Source organism: Mycobacterium seoulense, from assembly GCF_010731595.1.
Lineage (GTDB): Bacteria > Actinomycetota > Actinomycetes > Mycobacteriales > Mycobacteriaceae > Mycobacterium > Mycobacterium seoulense.
In genome coordinates this window covers 4,484,309-4,497,313 of the sequence record NZ_AP022582.1, presented here as the reverse complement: position 1 = coordinate 4,497,313, position 13,005 = coordinate 4,484,309, and the positions used below count along the sequence as shown (strand labels likewise).

Below are 13,005 nucleotides of genomic sequence, written 5' to 3'. Positions count from 1 at the left end.
CAATCGCAGACCGACCCCCAACCAGACGGAGGACCTCACGATGCGGCTCTCGACCCGAAATCAGCTCAAAGGGACCATCACCGAGGTCGATCTCGGCAGCGTGATGGCGGTCGTGAAGGTCAAGCTCGACGGTGGCGACCAGGTCATCACCTCCTCCGTGACCAAGGACGCCGCCACCGATCTCGGACTCCAAGTCGGCCAGCCCGCAACCGTGTTCATCAAGTCCACGGAAGTCACCATCGGCGTCGACTAGCCCATGGCGACGACGATGCGCGCCGAGCGCTTCTACGCAGACACCAAAAGAATTGCGCTCGAGGATGTTCCAATACCCGAGCCCGGCCCCGGTGAGGTCCTGGTCAAGGTCGCCTTCTGCGGCATCTGCCACTCCGACCTGAGCCTGATCAACGGGACCTTCCCGGCGCAGCAGCCCGTGGTGACCCAGGGCCACGAAGCATCGGGCACCATCGCCAAACTGGGGCCGGAGGTGACCGGCTGGGCCGAGGGCGACCGCGTCGTGGTTGCGGCCGGCCGGCCCTGCCAGCGCTGCCCGAACTGCCGGCGCGGCGACGTGGTGAACTGCCTGCGCATCCAGTTGATGGCCTTCGCCTACGACGGGGCGTGGGCCGAATACACCCTGGCCCAGGCGGCCGGGCTGACCCGCGTGCCCGACAACGTGCCGCTGGAACAGGCCGCGATCCTGGCCGACGCGGTGTCCACCCCGTTCGGCGCCGTCGTCCGGACGGGGAAGGTGGCGGTCGGCGAGTCGGTCGGCGTGTGGGGCGTCGGCGGCCTCGGCACCCACATCGTCCAGCTCGCGCGGTTGGTCGGCGCCGTACCGATCGTCGCGGTCGACGTCAACCCCGCCGTCTTGGAGCGCGCCCTGGCCGTCGGGGCCGACTACGCGTTCGACTCCCGCGACGACGGGCTCAGGGACAAGATCGCCGAGGCCACCGGCGGCCGCCTGCTGGACGTGGCGTTCGACGCCGTCGGCCTGAAGGCGACGTTCGAGCAGGGGCTCGATTGCCTCACCCCGGGAGGCCGGCTGGTCGGCGTCGGAATGAGCGCCGAGGCGCCGACCGTGGGGCCGACCTCCCTGTTCGGTTTGACCCGCAAGCAAGTGCTCGGCCACCTGGGCTATCAGAACGTCGACATCGAAACGCTGGCGAAGTTGGTTTCGGCTGGGCGCCTTGACCTTTCGCGGTCGATCAGTGAGATCGTCGCCCTGGAAGACCTGTCGCACGGCATCGAGATGCTCGAACGCCAGCAGGGCAACCCCATCCGCATCCTCGTCAAGCCATGAGGGCTATGTTTCGCCGCGCAGGAAGGCCCGCAGCCGGTCCAGCACCAGATCCGGGCGCTGGTCGACGATCCAATGCCCGACGCCGTCGACCAGCTCCACTTTGAAATCGCTGATGTGCTCGGCATATCCGTCGGTGAGGTCGGGCGTGATCACCGGGTCTTCGGTGCCCGTCAGCCAGCGGACCGGCACCTCGACGCGCGCGTCGTCGTACTCGCCGCGCATCCAGCGCATCATCTCCCCGGACTGGAAGCTGCGATACCACCGCGAACCCGCCTCCGCGTGGCCGGGCTGACGCATGCACTCGGTGTAGAGGCGGAGGTCCTCCTCGGGCAGCGCGAAGCCACCACCGACCCATGAGCCGAGCAGACGGCTCGCCCGCGAGTTGAGGTCGCCGATCATTCGTGGGCCGATGACCGGCAACGAGATCGGGATCTGGTACCACAACCGCCAGATGTTGCGCACCGCCCGCAGGTCGCGCTTCACCCAGGGCGCCACGGTGTTCACTCCGAAGAAGCCGGTCACCTTTTCCGGGTGGCGCAGCATCATGATGAACGCGGCCGGCCCGCCCCAGTCGTGCGCGACGAGCTTGACCGTCTGGACATTCAATCGATCCAGGACGGCCGCCAAGTCGTCGCCCAGCTCGGTCTTGGTGTAACGCGAGCGGGGCGCCGAACTCCAGCCCGCGCCGCGCAGGTCCGGGCACAGCACGCGGTAGCCGTCGGCCGCCAGCGGCCCGATCAGGTTGTGCCATTCCCACCAGTTCTGGGGAAAGCCGTGCACCAGCATCACCGCCGGCCCGTCGGCCGGACCCGCGTCCGCCACATGGATCGTCACACCGCCGCCCAGGTCCACATACCTGTGTTCGACACCGTCCAGCGTGGGCATAGCGACCATAGATTCAGAACGTAGCGGCCTGCCGCGGGTTAGGCCAGGAACCGCTCGACATACGGTGCGAAGCGGCCGCGCAGATCGGCCTCGTCCAGCCCGAACATCTCGCAGGATGTCGAGACGTTGCCCAGCCGCCCTCGCTGGTGGCCGGACAGGTAGTCCTCGATCGCCGTTCGGGCCTCGCCGGTGAGCGGCTCGCCGGCCAGGGCATACACCCGCTCGGCCACACCGAGTTCGGTGGCCATGAAGTCGTCGAATCGGATGTCGATCGAGTGCTCCGGGCCGATGGTGTCCCGGTCGCGCACGAGGGCGGAAAGCATGTCGTCCAAGCGGTCGATCCACGACGCCGCGATCTCCTGCACGGGCACGGGCGACCGGTGCATGCGCGCGGAGTAGGTGATCATCGCGATCATCGACAGCACCACCGGCACCGGGTCGCGGTGCGTGAAAACGACGATGCTGCCGGGAAATACGCGCCTCAGCACCGGCACCTGCTCGAGATGCTGGGGCGACTTGAGCAACCAGCGCCGGCCGCCACGCAAGAACTGCATGGCCTTGAGTTGGCGGGCGAGGTACTCGTAGTGCGGCGTCTGGTCGTGCGCCTGGTAGTACTCACGCCAGCGCGGCACGTCGGCCAGCGTCTCGAACAGCATGGTCGAGAAGTCGTTGGCGAGAAGTTGGATCTCCTCGTGGACGTGCTCGGTGGTCATCTCGTGCATGAGCGGGAAATAGGGCATCACGGTGTTAATCACCCCGACCGCGACGTCCATTCGCGCCCGCCGCGGGTCCGGTTCGACGCCGGCCTCGGCCGGCAGGGGAAACGGTTCGACGCTCTCCCAGTAGGGCATGGTGCGGAAGGTGGCCGGAGCCGCCAGCATGTTGTGCAGATGGGTGGTGCCGGTGCGGGGCAGGCCGGCGATCACCACCGGCGGTTGCAGCTCGACGTCGTCGATCTCGGGATGCCGCCGCAGCAGGTCGGTCAGCAGGAGCCGGTTCTTGAGCAGCTGCAGCAACTGGCCGTAGAAGTTCACGACCCCGGCCCCGTGCAGGCCGTCGATGTCGCGCAGCGCGGCGAGGTAGACGTCGAGCCGCTCCCGATAGTCCGACGGGCCGAAGTCGTCGAGCCCGGTGTCCGCGGTGGCGCGCTCGTGCAGCGCGTCGGAGTCCAGCGGGCAGTCCGGTGCCAGCGTGGCCATCATGTCCAGGATCTGCTGGGCCTCGGCGCTGAATCGGGGCCGGGCGAGGTCATCAAGGCGAACGGCGTCGGTCACGGCGACTTATGTTACCCTCGGTTTCGTAATGGTAGTGGATTTTGGCCGACCCCGTGACCCACGCATCGACGCCGCCGTGCTGAGCGCGACCGTCGAACTGCTCGCCGAGACCGGCTACGCCGGGCTGTTGGTTTCCGCGATCGCCGACCGCGCCGGCACCAGCAAGCCCGCGATCTACCGGCGCTGGCCGAGCAAGGCGCACCTCGTGCACGAGGCGGTGTTTCCCATCGGCGCCGCGACCCAGCTGCCCGACACCGGGTCCTTGCCCGAGGACCTGCGTGAAATGGTCCGTCGCTCAATGGCTTTCCTGACGACACCGGCCGCCCGGGCGGCCTTGCCGGGGCTCGTGGGCGAGATGGCCGCGGACCCGACCCTGCATTCGGCGCTGTTGGAGCGCTTCGCCGGCGTCATCGGCGGCGGTCTCGCCCAGTTGCTTGCGCGGGCCGCGGGTCGCGGCGAGGTCCGGCCCGACGTGACCGCCGCCGAATTAACCGAGGCCATCGCCGGCATCACGCTGATGGGCTTGCTCACCCGCGTCAGCGAGCTCGACGACGCGTGGGTCGACCGCACCACCACGTTGCTCCTGAAGGGAATCAGCGCATGACGCACGAATCGACCGCCGCCTGGCAGGAGTTGCTCGGCACCCTGGGCACCCTGGACCGATCCTTTCTGGAGGGCGACCGGGCGGTCGCCGACGACCGGCACATCGCCGACGGTTACCGCATGCTCGCCAGCACGCTGGGCGTGGCGTTCGACGCCTACCTCTTCACCGAGCCCGGCCGCCCCCAGCTCGTCGAGGTGAACACGCCGTTGCGCCGCGACCGCCGCTGGGGTGGCGACAACACCGACGCCTACTACTTCATGTGCCCGGTCGACCCGAAGCGCCGCTACCGCATCAGTGGCAATAGGGGTGACAGCGTGTACTTTTCGGTGACCGCCTACAACGAACCGTCGCCGGGCGCGTGGTCCGACCGGGTCGTCGCGATCGTCCGCGACAGCGACCTCGACATTGACGCCGACGGCAACTTCGCCTTCGAACTCGGCCCCACGCCCGATGCCGCCGTGCTCATGACCCGCGACTACCAGGCCGACCCGCTCACGGGCCGCCCCGTCACCTGGCGGATCGAGGCGCTCGACGAGCCGGACCCGATCCGGCACGGCGACGCCGAGACCGCCGCGCGCCTGCGCGCCGCCACGACCTGGTTGCGCACCATGTTCGCGATCGTGCCGCTGGCGGTCGGCACCCGGGTCGACGACGATCATGCACTCGGACACGAAACCGCGCACGCCGCAAATGAATTCGCCGACCCCTATCAGGTCCCCGACGCCAACTTCGGCTGGTCGGCGCGCGACGCCTGCTACTCCTACGGCAGCTTCGTGCTCGACGACGACGAAGCGTTGGTCATCACGCACCGGCCTCCCGCATGCCGGTTCTGGAACCTGGTGGTGTGGAATCAATTCATGGCCACCTTCGGCGCCGCCGAGGGCCCCGACGTCCGCTGCTCGATCAACGGCCACAGCGCCGCGCTCAACAGCGACGGCTCGGTGACGATCGTGTTGTCCCGCGGCACGACCGGCCACCCGAATTCGCTGACCACCCTGGGGTATCCGTGCGGGAACCTCGCCTTCCGGTGGTTCCTGGCCGAGGGGGTGCCGGAGCGGCCGGCGGTGCAGCTGGTGAAGGTCGCGCTCGCGCCGACGGACGTGTCCTAGACCTCGGCGACCAACTCGATGGCCCGGCCGAGCGTGCCCAGCTTCGCCTCCAGCGAATCGCCGGCCGGATACAGGCGCACGGTGTTCACGCCGGCGTCTCGCCACACCGCTAGCCGGGCGCGCACCATGTCCTCGGTGCCGATCAGCGTGGTGGCCAAGACCATCTCGTCGGTGACCAGCGCGGCCGCGCCGTCGCGGTCCCCCCGCTGCCAGCGCTCGCGCACCTCGGCGGCGATGTCGGCCCAGCCTTGCCGGCTGTAGGCCTGGTTGTAGAAGTTGGTGCTCGACGACCCCATCCCGCCGAGGCTGAAGGCCAGCTCCCTCTTGCGGCCGGCGACCATCCCGCGCAGTTCCTCCTCGTCGGCGGCGAAGGCGACTTCGGCACCCTGGCAGATGTCGATGGCGGCGCGCGTGCGGCCGGCGGCGGCCAGGCCCTCGTCGAGGTGCGAGAAGTACGCATCGCCGGCACCCTCCGGGACGAAGCTGGTACCGAGCCAGCCGTCGGCGGTCCGCCCCGTCAGCCGCAGCATCGCCGGTGAGAGCGCGGCCAGGTAGATCGGGATGGGATGCTCGGGCCGGGCCGACAGCCGCATCGGCACGCCTTCGCCGCCGGGGAGCGGAATGTGAAAATGCTTGCCGGAGTACGAGATTTTCCCACCGGCGAGCACCTGTCGCACGATGTCGACGGTTTCGGCGATACGCACCAGCGGCCGGCTGAACGAGACGCCGTGCAAACCCTCGATCACCTGCGGTCCCGACGCGCCCAGCCCGAGCAGGAAACGCCCGCCCGAGAGGTTGGACAGGGTGATAGCGGTCTGGGCGACCATGACCGGCGAGCGAACGCCGACCTGCAGGATGCCCGAACCCAGCAGGATCCGCTCGGTGCGCGCCGCGAGGTAGCCCAGCGCCGACGGCGCGTCGGAACCCCAAGCCTCGGCCACCCAGCACACGTCCAGGCCCAGCTTCTCCGCCTCGACGACGAAGGCCGCGGTTTCCCGACCGGCGCTCGACAACTCGACGGTCGTCGCGGTGCGCATCAACGCACCCCGTGCTCGGCCAGCCTCTTGATCGCCGCGAGCGTCTTGCCGATCGCGGCCTCGAACTCGCGCATCCGCACGAAAACGATCTTCTGCTCTTTGTCGGGCATCGATTCGATGGCCACGGACAGCCCCGAACGTCCCGGCCCCATCTGCATCCAGTAGCTCAGCGCGGTGCCGCCGTCGCGGGGCGTCAGCCGGAACCGCCACATCGCCGCCGGCTCTTCGGGTTGGCCGACGGCCCAGGCGAATTCGCGCGGCTCGTCGCACGCGACGATCTGGGAGGTGGTGCTCCACCGCCCGAACGCCTCGTGTTCGTTGTGTCCGATGAAGCGGGCCCCTACGCGCGGGGCGTCAGCACCCTCGGCCCACTCCACGGCTTGCAGCTCATTGCTCAGCGTCGGCATCAGCTTGATGTCGGAAACCAGGCTCCACACCCGGGCCGGATCGGCGTCGACCCACGTCGATGCCTCCACCGTCGGTTTGTCCGCGTAGCGTGCGCCGGTCCATTCCACGCCGCCCATTGTCCTCCGCGCGCAATACCCCGGGCGCGGGGGAGGTGGGCGAGGATTCAGGCGGCCGCGGGCACCGGATCGGCCGACCGGTCGGAGGTGGCCCTGCGCCGCACCGAGTCCGGGAAGGTCAGCCGGACGATCTTGCGAACGACGGTGCCGAACTGCCGCAGCAGCGGGCCACGGTTGTAGGGGACGCCGTAGCGCTCGCAGATCGCTTGCACCTCGGGCGCGATCTCGGCGTAGCGGCGGGCCGGCATGTCCGGGAACAAGTGGTGCTCGATCTGGTGGGACAGGTTGCCCGACAGCAGATGGAAAAGCTTGCCGCCGGTGAGGTTTGCCGAGCCGAGGACTTGGCGGAAGTACCACATGCCGCGCGACTCGTCCTTGGTCTCCTCGACGGTGAATTCCTGGGTGCCGTCGGGGAAGTGGCCGCAGAAGATGATCATGTACGACCACACGTTGCGCATCAGGTTGGCCGAGAGGTTGCCCGCGAAGACGAACGGGGCGAAGGGACCGGCCAGCAAGGGGAAGGCCACATAGTCCTTGAGGGTTTGCCGACGCGTCTTCTTCCAGATCGCGCGCAGCACGTCGTGTTTGTCGGCGAGCTCGATTTCGCCGGAGCGGATGCGTTCCGTCTCGAGTTCGTGCAGCGCGACGCCGTACTGGAACAGCACCATCAGCAAGAAGGCGTAGAGCGGGTTGCCGAGGTAGTACGGCTGCCAGCGCTGGTCTTCGCTCATCCGCAGGATGCCGTAACCGATGTCGCGGTCCATTCCCACGATGTTGGTGTGGGTGTGGTGCATGTAGTTGTGCGAATGGCGCCACTGATCGGCCGGGCACGCGGTGTCCCACTCGAATGACCGGCCGGAGATGTTCGGGTCACGCATCCAGTCGTATTGACCGTGCATGATGTTGTGGCCGATCTCCATGTTGTCCAAAATTTTCGACAGGCCCAGCATCGTGGTGCCCAGCAGCCAGGCGGGCGGCAGGAAGAGCAGCGCCCGGCCGCCGACCTCCAGCGCGCGCTGGGCTTTGATGACGCGGCGGATGTAGTCGGCGTCCTCTGCGCCCAAGTTGGCCAGCACGCGTTCCCTGATGGCGTCCAGCTCACGGCCGAATTCGTCGGCCTGTTGGGGTGTCAGTTTGATCTTGTTCTGTGTCATGGCTTTTCCTCCAGAGGTTTTGGCGGCGCTAAAGCGAAAGGTCGACGTCGCCGACCGGCACGGACACGCAGATCTGCACGTCCTCGTCGGGACCGGTCGAGACCGCGCCGGTGATCAGGTTGCGCACCGTTCCGGCGGTCTTCCGCCGAGTGCAGGTGTGGCAGATGCCCATCCGGCAGCCGTTTTCGGGTGACAGGCCGGCCGATTCCGCCTGTTCCAGCAGCGAGCGCCCGTCGTCGGTGACGTCAACCCCGCTGTCGGCGAAGGTGACGCGGCCGCCCGACGGGTTGGCCGGCGCCTCGAACGACGGCGGCACGAAGCTCTCGGTGTGGACGTTTTCGCAGTGGTTTCGCACGGCATCGACCAAAGGCGTTGGGCCGCAGACGAACACCGCATTGGGCGACGGCATGGCGGCGGCCAGATGCGCCGCATCGAACCGGCCGACCAGATCGCCGCCGTCGGATCGGGTGTAGCCGTGCAACACGCGGACGCCGGGCAGGGCGGCGAGGTCGTCGCGGTAGCACGCCTCCGCCCCCGTGCGGGCGTAATGGATGAACGCGATCTCGCCGGGGTGGCTCTCGGCGACCAGGGTGCGCAGCATCGCCATCACCGGCGTGATGCCGCTTCCCCCGGAAACGAAGAGGATCCTGCGCGGCCTTTCGGTCGGCAACGTGAAGTCGCCGCCGACACCGGCCAAACCGACCACCATGCCGCGGCGGGCGTGCTCGTAGAGGTGGGTCGAGACCAGGCCGCCGTCGTGCCGACCGATGGTCAGCTCCAGGTGGGCCGCGCCCTCGGCGTTGGCCGGTGAATAGCAGCGGGTGTGCCGGCGGCCGTCGATCTCGACGGCGAGGTTGACGTACTGGCCGGCCTTGACGGTCCAGGCGGACGTGAAGCGCTCGTTCGGGGCGAGCGTGAGGGTGACGCTGCGGGCAGTGGTGCGGCGCACGTCGATCACCTTGGCGCGGGCCTCTCCCAGCGTCCAGGTCGGCGCCACCAGCTCGGTGTACCGATCGACGCCGTGGGGGCCGGTGAGTAGGTCGAGAAGGTCTGAACCCAAGACTCGCTTCCGAAAAGTGCGAGCGAGGGCCCGGCCAGAAGTCTGAGCGGTTTGAGTGAACATATGTACACCGTGGGCCCACACCGCCCGGGTAGTCAAGGGTTTACTGCAGGTCTGTGGTAGGGTTCACATAGTGAACAGCCGTACTCCTAGCTCACGGGTGCGCGGTTCTGGTCGCGAGCGCTCACGGGAAAGCCGGTCACGCGAGGAGCGCAAGGAGGCGACCCGTCGCGCCATCATCGCCGCGGCGCTCAAGCTGCTGCAGGACCGCAGCTTTTCCAGCCTGAGCCTGCGCGAGGTGACCCGTGAGGTCGGCATCGTCCCGGCGGCGTTCTATCGCCACTTCGAGTCGATGGAGGCCCTCGGGCTGGTCCTGATCGACGAGTCGTTCCGAAGCTTGCGCGACACCCTGCGTGACGCGCGCGCCGGCAAGCTCGACCCGAATCGGGTCATCGAGTCGTCCGTCGAAATCTTGGTTGCCAGCGTCGCGCAGCGGCGGGAGCATTGGCGATTCATCGCACGAGAACGCAACAGCGGGCTGAGCGTGCTGCGCTATGCCATCCGCACCGAGATCCGGTTGATCACGTCCGAGCTGGCCACTGACCTGGCGCGCTTCCCGCGGCTGCGCGAGTGGAGCACCGAGGACCTCAACGTGCTGGCGACCCTGTTCGTCAACTCGATGATCGTCATCGCGGAGGCCATCGAGGACGCACAGAGCACCGAGACGCTCGAAGACATCCGGCGGATCGCCGTCAAACAACTGCGGATGATCGCGATCGGCATCGCCGGCTGGAAGAGTAGCCCGTAGCGGCCGTCCGCCCACCCGACTCGGAGTGAACAGTCGCACACTGCTGAGCTCACTCCAGGGTCTGCGTGAAGTCCAGCGCTTCGTTCCCGTCGACGACCTCGTACAGCGACCGGCCGTCTTCGGGCGCGCCGTCGATCTGGCCCCGATGCGCGCGCCCGGGAGGGCCGTCGGGCGGTGCGCTCCCCACGTCATCGACCGAGACGTCGGGCTCCTCTTCGGCCAGCCGGGCATCCAACGATTCGCCCTCGCGCTCTTCCCGCGCGGTCATGCCGAACCGGTTCGCTTCGCTCCACCCCTCGGGCGGGTCGACGACGATGTCACCGTCGTCGTTGTGAACCTCGTCGGAATCGGTGCCTTCGCTCGCGTTCAGGGTGTCACCGGGCCCGCCTTCCTCGGGAAAATCCGAGGGGTCCACCAACTCGTCGGCTTGAGGGTTTTCGCTCATGCGGGATCGGTTGCCCGCCGGGCAGTGGGGCTAAACGCGCGCGCTATCGCGGCGAACGCCACATCGCCCACATGGTCGGGCCACCGTCGGGCACGACGATCTCGCGCGTCACCGCGAAACCGAAACGTTCGTAGTACGGCACGTTTTCGGGCTTGCTCGACTCGAGATAGGCCGGACAGTACTCGGCGTCGCAGCGGTCCAGCCGCGACCGCATCAGCGCCTGACCGAAGCCCTGCCCACGGACAGACGGGTCGCTCCCGATCACGGCGAGATACCAGTGCGGTTCCTCGGGATGCATCCGTTTCATCAGCTCCTGCAGGCCACGCGCCCTCCCCGAGCGCAGGCCGAACACCCGCAGAAAAGTCGGGATCATCGCCAGTTCGCCCCTGCGCGTCTCGCGCCACTGATTCGGCGGATCCCACAGCGCAGCCCCGCCGATGCCCGGGCCGTCACAGGCCACCTCGACGCCGCCGCAGCCCAGGTGGTGGTGGCGCGTCATCGTCGCGAACAACCGGTGCAGGTGCGCGGTGCGCGCCCTCGGGTCGGGCAGCAGCCAGGTGGTCACCGGGTCGTCGTGGAAGGCCCGGCCCAGGGTGCGTGACAGTTCGCCGAGATCGGCCTTGCGCGCCGGGCGCGTCTGGGGACTCACCCGAGTCAGGCTAGCGGGTGGCCGGTCGTCGCATCGGGGGTGTGACCGTCGCAGCGGCGGGTACGTTAGTCCGGTGACCGGCGTCTCGCGTCGCACGTTCGGGCGGATGGCCGCCGGTGCGGGCATGCTCGGCGCCACCGGACTGCCCGCCGGCTGTGGGCGGCCGGGCGCCGACCACGCCCCGCCCGCGGCCAAGGCGGTCGGTGTGGTGCTCTCGCACGAGCAGTTCCGCACCGACCAGCTGGTGGCACAAGCCCAGGCGGCCGAAGAGGCCGGCTTCCAGCATGTGTGGGCCAGCGACCACATCCAGCCGTGGCAGGACAACGAGGGCCATTCGATGTTCCCGTGGTTGACCCTGGCATTGGTGGGCAACGCCACCAGCCGCATCTCCTTCGGCACGGGCGTGACCTGCCCCACGTACCGGTACCACCCGACAGTGGTGGCACACGCCTTCGCGTCGCTGGCAGTCCTGTATCCCGGACGCGTCTTCCTGGGAGTCGGGACCGGGGAACGGCTCAACGAGCAGGCGGCGACCAACGCGTTCGGCAAATACGCCGAGCGCCACGATCGGCTGGTCGAGGCGATCACCCTGATCCGCCGGTTGTGGAGTGGATCGCGAACCTCGTTCGCCGGGCGCTACTTTCAGACCAACGCCTTGAAGCTCTACGACACCCCGTCCACACCGCCGCCGATCTTCGTGGCGGCCAGTGGGCCCAAGAGCGCGACAATGGCCGGCCAATACGGTGACGGATGGATCGGTCAGGCCCGCGACGTCACGAATTCCGCACTGCTGGCCGCATTCGGCGCCGGCGCGCGAGCAGCCGGCCGTGACCCCGCCGGCCTGGGCAAGCGCGCGGAGCTGTTCGCGGTCGTCGGCGACCACGCCGAAGCGACCGCCGCAGCCGGCCTGTGGCGCTTCACGGCCGGCGCCGTCGACCAGCCCAATCCGGTCGACATCCAGCGCGCCGCGGAGGTCAATCCCATCGACAAGGTGCTGGCCAACTGGACCGTCGGCACCGACCCCGAGCCGCACATCAGGGCCGTACAAGCGGTCGTGGACGCCGGCGCCGTGCCGTTTTTGCACTTCCCCCAAAGCAATCCGCTGTCGGCCATCGAGTTCTACCGCATCAACGTCTTGCCCAAGTTGCATTAGCTCGTATCGGTCTCGACCTCGGGCTGAACGTCGACGGCGCGGACCTCGAATTGAAGATCTTTGCTATGGATGAACATTGGGCCTCCCCGGCGGGTCGAGATAGATCTGGTCGGCGGCGGGTACCCGTGGTCAATGCGAACAACCGTTGCCGGCGGCGACCAGCAGCCGGCATTCGCAACGACATCAACCGATGATCCGCACCGGGCGATTCCGCGTGCCGGGCGACCGTGGAGAATCCGATCCTATGCAGTCTGCAGACCCGACCTCGAGCCACCAGCTCGCCGTGCGCATGGCAGAGCTTGCCCGCGGCATCGCCGCGCCCCGCTCGCTTGGTGACGTCCTCGCCGACGTGACCACCGCCGCGGTGGAGCTGATACCCGGGGCAGATTTCGCCGGCGTGCTGCTTGTCAAGAGGGGCGGCGAGTTCGAATCCGTCGCGGACACCGACAGCCTGGTTGCGCGGCTCGACCAGCTGCAGCACGACTTCGGTGAAGGGCCTTGCGCCCAAGCCGCACTCGCCGAGACGATCGTGCGAAGCGATGACATGCGCGACGAGTCGCGCTGGCCGCGGTACGCGCCGGCGGCCGTGCAGCACGGCGTGCTCAGCAGCCTGTCGTTCAAGCTGTACACCGCCGACCGCACCGCCGGCGCGTTGAACCTGTTCGGTCTGCGAACCGGTGCGTGGGATGCCGAGGCGGAGACCACCGGCTCGGTGCTGGCCGCGCACGCCGCCGCAGCCATTCTGGCGGCGCGGCACGGCGAGCAGCTGCAGTCGGCGCTGTCGACGCGAGACCGCATCGGCCAGGCCAAGGGCATCATCATGGAGCGCTACGGTGTGGACGAACTGCGCGCGTTCGACCTGCTGCGGATGCTGTCCCAGGAGAGTCAGGTCAAGCTCGTCGACATCGCCCAGCGCGTCGTCGACACCCGCGGCGACGGCTGATCCGCCGCCGCGGCCATCTACGATGGCCTTCATCGACGAGGCCGGCGCGACGCTGCGCCG

At 68.4% G+C, this 13,005-nt stretch carries 15 protein-coding genes; 7 read left to right on the top strand and 8 right to left on the bottom strand.

Annotated elements, in window-relative coordinates; all coding sequences use genetic code 11:
- The first annotated feature begins 40 nt into the window (after positions 1-40).
- Together G6N37_RS20830 and G6N37_RS20825 are read left to right on the top strand one after the other, a co-directional pair.
- Positions 41-253 carry a TOBE domain-containing protein gene (locus G6N37_RS20830; RefSeq protein WP_083173584.1) on the top strand — a complete coding sequence of 71 codons (213 nt, stop codon included), beginning with the start codon at positions 41-43 and terminating at the stop codon, positions 251-253.
- 3 nt (positions 254-256) lie between these two features.
- Entirely contained in the window at positions 257-1,300 is a 1,044-nt protein-coding gene (locus G6N37_RS20825) for a zinc-binding dehydrogenase (RefSeq protein ID WP_163683322.1), read from the top strand.
- Positions 1,301-1,303: 3 nt separating this feature from the next.
- On the opposite strand, the gene G6N37_RS20820 is transcribed toward G6N37_RS20825, so the two are convergent.
- Positions 1,304-2,194, bottom strand: coding sequence for an alpha/beta fold hydrolase (locus G6N37_RS20820; RefSeq protein WP_163683321.1), 891 nt, complete (start codon positions 2,192-2,194; stop codon positions 1,304-1,306).
- Positions 2,195-2,223: 29 nt separating this feature from the next.
- Complete coding sequence (locus tag G6N37_RS20815; protein WP_163683320.1) at positions 2,224-3,459, bottom strand: sulfotransferase family protein; 1,236 nt, start codon at positions 3,457-3,459, stop codon at positions 2,224-2,226.
- 28 nt (positions 3,460-3,487) lie between these two features.
- On the opposite strand from G6N37_RS20815, the gene G6N37_RS20810 reads away from it, so the two are divergent.
- On the top strand, positions 3,488-4,063 hold the full coding sequence (locus G6N37_RS20810) for a TetR/AcrR family transcriptional regulator (protein WP_163683319.1): 576 nt from the start codon (positions 3,488-3,490) through the stop codon (positions 4,061-4,063).
- A complete protein-coding gene (locus G6N37_RS20805; protein WP_163683318.1) occupies positions 4,060-5,172 on the top strand; it encodes a DUF1214 domain-containing protein in 1,113 nt (370 codons plus the stop codon). The genes G6N37_RS20810 and G6N37_RS20805 overlap by 4 nt, the downstream gene beginning before the upstream one ends.
- Here the strand turns inward: G6N37_RS20805 and G6N37_RS20800 are convergent.
- From G6N37_RS20800 to G6N37_RS20785, 4 genes are read right to left on the bottom strand one after another with little or no spacing between them, the layout of a single operon-like run.
- A complete protein-coding gene (locus G6N37_RS20800; protein ID WP_163683317.1) occupies positions 5,169-6,209 on the bottom strand; it encodes an LLM class flavin-dependent oxidoreductase in 1,041 nt (346 codons plus the stop codon). The genes G6N37_RS20805 and G6N37_RS20800 overlap by 4 nt on opposite strands.
- Complete coding sequence (locus G6N37_RS20795; protein ID WP_174813860.1) at positions 6,209-6,733, bottom strand: SRPBCC family protein; 525 nt, start codon at positions 6,731-6,733, stop codon at positions 6,209-6,211. The genes G6N37_RS20800 and G6N37_RS20795 overlap by 1 nt, the downstream gene beginning before the upstream one ends.
- Positions 6,734-6,780: 47 nt before the next feature.
- Complete coding sequence (locus G6N37_RS20790) at positions 6,781-7,887, bottom strand: fatty acid desaturase family protein (protein WP_163683315.1); 1,107 nt, start codon at positions 7,885-7,887, stop codon at positions 6,781-6,783.
- Positions 7,888-7,915: 28 nt separating this feature from the next.
- Positions 7,916-9,010, bottom strand: coding sequence for a ferredoxin reductase (locus tag G6N37_RS20785; protein WP_163683314.1), 1,095 nt, complete (start codon positions 9,008-9,010; stop codon positions 7,916-7,918).
- 97 nt (positions 9,011-9,107) lie between these two features.
- On the opposite strand from G6N37_RS20785, the gene G6N37_RS20780 reads away from it, so the two are divergent.
- A complete protein-coding gene (locus G6N37_RS20780) occupies positions 9,108-9,755 on the top strand; it encodes a TetR family transcriptional regulator (RefSeq protein WP_174813967.1) in 648 nt (215 codons plus the stop codon).
- Between the two features lie 49 nt (positions 9,756-9,804).
- On the opposite strand, the gene G6N37_RS20775 is transcribed toward G6N37_RS20780, so the two are convergent.
- Together G6N37_RS20775 and G6N37_RS20770 are read right to left on the bottom strand one after the other, a co-directional pair.
- On the bottom strand, positions 9,805-10,200 hold the full coding sequence (locus tag G6N37_RS20775; protein WP_163683312.1) for a hypothetical protein: 396 nt from the start codon (positions 10,198-10,200) through the stop codon (positions 9,805-9,807).
- 43 nt (positions 10,201-10,243) lie between these two features.
- Positions 10,244-10,849 (bottom strand): GNAT family N-acetyltransferase, encoded by a 606-nt coding sequence (locus G6N37_RS20770; RefSeq protein ID WP_163683311.1) that lies wholly within the window; start codon positions 10,847-10,849, stop codon positions 10,244-10,246.
- A 73-nt stretch (positions 10,850-10,922) separates the two neighbouring features.
- Here G6N37_RS20770 and G6N37_RS20765 point away from each other — a divergent pair, with 73 nt between their 5' ends.
- Positions 10,923-12,002, top strand: coding sequence for a F420-dependent hydroxymycolic acid dehydrogenase (locus G6N37_RS20765; protein WP_163683310.1), 1,080 nt, complete (start codon positions 10,923-10,925; stop codon positions 12,000-12,002).
- Between the two features lie 244 nt (positions 12,003-12,246).
- Complete coding sequence (locus tag G6N37_RS20760; protein ID WP_163683309.1) at positions 12,247-12,945, top strand: GAF and ANTAR domain-containing protein; 699 nt, start codon at positions 12,247-12,249, stop codon at positions 12,943-12,945.
- Positions 12,946-13,005: the final 60 nt, after the last annotated feature.